This is a genomic window from Thioalkalivibrio sp. ALgr3, assembly GCF_000377325.1.
GTDB lineage: Bacteria > Pseudomonadota > Gammaproteobacteria > Ectothiorhodospirales > Ectothiorhodospiraceae > Thioalkalivibrio.
Map to the genome: position 1 here is coordinate 1 of NZ_KB898020.1, position 2,613 is coordinate 2,613.

Consider the following 2,613-nt stretch of genomic DNA (forward strand, 5'->3'; position numbering starts at 1 on the left):
CCCTGCCCGCCGATGGAACGGGTCTCCGGTTCCGTGCTGTCCATCGACGCGCACCCCGTAAGCCCTCCGGCCAGGGCCGTCGCTACGGCTACACCGAAAAGGCGGAATCGACTCGTTTTCATGTTGATCTCCCTGTCATTTCCCCTGACCGACTCTATCCGGCACCGTGTGAACCGTTGCTGAGCTGGCTGCATGACAGCTCCTCGGGAATCCAGCGCTCCAGCAGGCCCTCATCCCAAGGCCCGTAGAAGCCGGTCGTCACGCACTGACGACGCGCTTCATCCAGCGTGTACACGCGGGTTTCACGTTCATCGACTTCACCGGCCTCGTAGTAGACCCGCTTCATCAGAACCGCTCGGTTTCCGTTGGAGAAATCGAACACAATGGTCCCGTTCAGCTCGATCCAAGCGTGCCCGTACCGCAGCCCCTCCACCACACCGCCTGCTCCGGTCACGAGCCCGTGAACGATGCGGAGGTCGTCCGGACTCATCCGGTGGATCGTCACCAGCTTCTCCGCGCCCCAGAGAGCCGCTTCGCAGCAGTCGCCGCCGTAGTCGGTTTCGTCGTACATCCTCTGGTCCTTATGCCGCTTGCCTCGAACCGACCTGCTTCCACCAGCGCAGCAGCGCGGCCAGCTCTTTGTTCACCCCGAGAGTTTGCTGGGCACGAGTGGCGGCGACATACGCCAGAAACACCTCGTCTGCCTCAACCGGATCTTCCTTCGCGTCGCGCGGCATCCAGCTCTCGATCAACGGGTACTGCTCCTGCAACGGCTCGGACTGGTTCCCCATGAAAGCCGGGAAGTCTTCGCCCAGGATCACATGCGCGAACTCCGACCCCTTCGAGCGGTGCGCAGTCGTCAGCAGCGGCTCCCCGTGGATCGCCCGATCCAGCGCGGTGCGCCGCAACTGTTCGACTTTCCGGGGCAGCTTCCGGCCGTACTTCTCGACGACCTTTACACGCACGCTGATCTCGATGTCCTCGGCTTCATCGGCGTAGCTCTTCAGCTCTTCGAGATCCCGAAAAGAACGGATCAGCCGGTCCTTGATCTCGCTGTGCTGCCCGACCGAGAGCCGGTGGACATCCATCAACGTCTCCATGCCGTAGCTCTCGATACCGCCGAGCCAGCACAGCCGCTCGTAGCCCTGATCCAGCAGCTCCACAGCCTGATCGAACAGCCCGGCGTTCGTGCGGCACAGGTACGCCCGGTGATCCAACGGAATGTCACTGTCGTCGCTCGGGACCAGCCGTGTCGGGCCGCCGAGCCCTTCGAGCACGAGCGATTCGCCCAGGTACAGCCCGAGCAGCACGTTAGCGGTGTACGCCACCGGCGCTCCGAACCGGAAGCTGCCGGTGAGCGAGTACGGTTCCGCATCGACCATTTCGGACATCACATCCATGGAGCCCCGAAAGCGATAGATGGACTGGTTCCGGTCACCCACCGCGACGCGCTGCATGTTCGTCTGTCCGGAGAAGATCGCGTACATCGCCGGGTTCGTGTCCTGCGCTTCATCGAGATAGATCGCGTCGAACTGGCTGGAAAGATCCGGCTGTGAAAGCTGATAGAGCTTCAGGTAGCCGTCGTGCGTCATCGGCACGTCCGACCGGGACGTGTCCTGCATCATCCCCCATAGATCGGCAGCATGATTCCGCACTTCCTGCCGGTTGAAACCGCTGGTGCGGGCCTTGGCCGCCGGGACGTGGCTCTCGGTAATCTGCTCGTCAGGAGAGGCGCAGAAACGCTTGACCGTCTCCGCGCACAGCGCGGCGAAGACCATCGCTTCATCGTTGCGCATGGAAAGCCGCAGAGCGTTTTTTACCTGGAACGGCCGGAGATTCCCCAGCTTGTCTTTGAACGGCACCCCATGGGTCCGGAACGCGAGCGCATGGGTCGTCTTGCACGTCACGTTGCTCGGGAACCGCTGAGCGGCCTCCTGCTGCACCGCCTTGTTCAGCGCCACATAGAGGATCTTCTGGTTCGGGTGCGCCTTCGCGCGCAGTTCCAGCGTCGTCGTCTTGGCCGCCCCGGCCAGGGCGCTCACCGCAATGTCCCGATCTTCGGGCGCATCAATGATCGCCTGCTGTTCCGGCGTCGGGCGGATTTCCTGCTGTGCGATCGCGGACATCGCGAGCCTCCTGTATCTCATCGTTCCATTGAAGTGCATTGTAGGCTTATGGAATACAGCCAGTCAACCCTCATGGGCGGGTTTTCATCGACCCGCAACTCCTCGCGGAACGCCCGGCATCCCGCCTGGCGAAGACGAAGGAGATTCCCATGAAGAACGAGCGAACCCTGGCTTTCACCCTGGAGCTGCATCACCTGGTTGCGGGGGCGGTCACACTCATCCCCCTCCTGAGCGGGCTCATCTTCGCCGTGGCCCAAGGGCTAGTCGTGATGGGTGCCATGCTGGCCCCGCTCACCGTCGCATCCATCGTTGCAACGGTGCTTCTCGGGGACGTGCTCTATGATGCGTACCAGCGCGCGGTCGGGACGCAGCGACGCATTGCGCTGTGCTCCCGCCTGGGCCATTCAGCGGGCCGGGAGCGCCCCTTCCGGGCGCTTTTTGCGGACGAACTGCGAGCTAAAACGGGCCTCGAATCCTGACGAAAATC

General features: G+C 62.9%; 3 protein-coding genes. 1 reads left to right on the forward strand and 2 read right to left on the reverse strand.

The window, feature by feature from the left end:
- Window positions 1-154: 154 nt before the first annotated feature.
- Complete coding sequence (locus C998_RS0113785; RefSeq protein WP_018871457.1) at window positions 155-571, reverse strand: hypothetical protein; 417 nt, start codon at window positions 569-571, stop codon at window positions 155-157.
- Between the two features lie 10 nt (window positions 572-581).
- A complete protein-coding gene (locus tag C998_RS0113790) occupies window positions 582-2,126 on the reverse strand; it encodes a UvrD-helicase domain-containing protein (protein WP_018871458.1) in 1,545 nt (514 codons plus the stop codon).
- Between the two features lie 149 nt (window positions 2,127-2,275).
- On the opposite strand from C998_RS0113790, the gene C998_RS0113795 reads away from it, so the two are divergent.
- Complete coding sequence (locus C998_RS0113795; protein ID WP_018871459.1) at window positions 2,276-2,605, forward strand: hypothetical protein; 330 nt, start codon at window positions 2,276-2,278, stop codon at window positions 2,603-2,605.
- Window positions 2,606-2,613: the final 8 nt, after the last annotated feature.

Bases quoted from the DNA above. Each gene is read 5' to 3' on its own strand.
- C998_RS0113785 (WP_018871457.1), bottom strand. From the start codon at position 571: ATGTACGACGAAACCGACTACGGCGGCGACTGCTGCGAAGCGGCTCTC.
- C998_RS0113790 (WP_018871458.1), bottom strand. From the start codon at position 2,126: ATGTCCGCGATCGCACAGCAGGAAATCCGCCCGACGCCGGAACAGCAG.
- C998_RS0113795 (WP_018871459.1), top strand. From the start codon at position 2,276: ATGAAGAACGAGCGAACCCTGGCTTTCACCCTGGAGCTGCATCACCTG.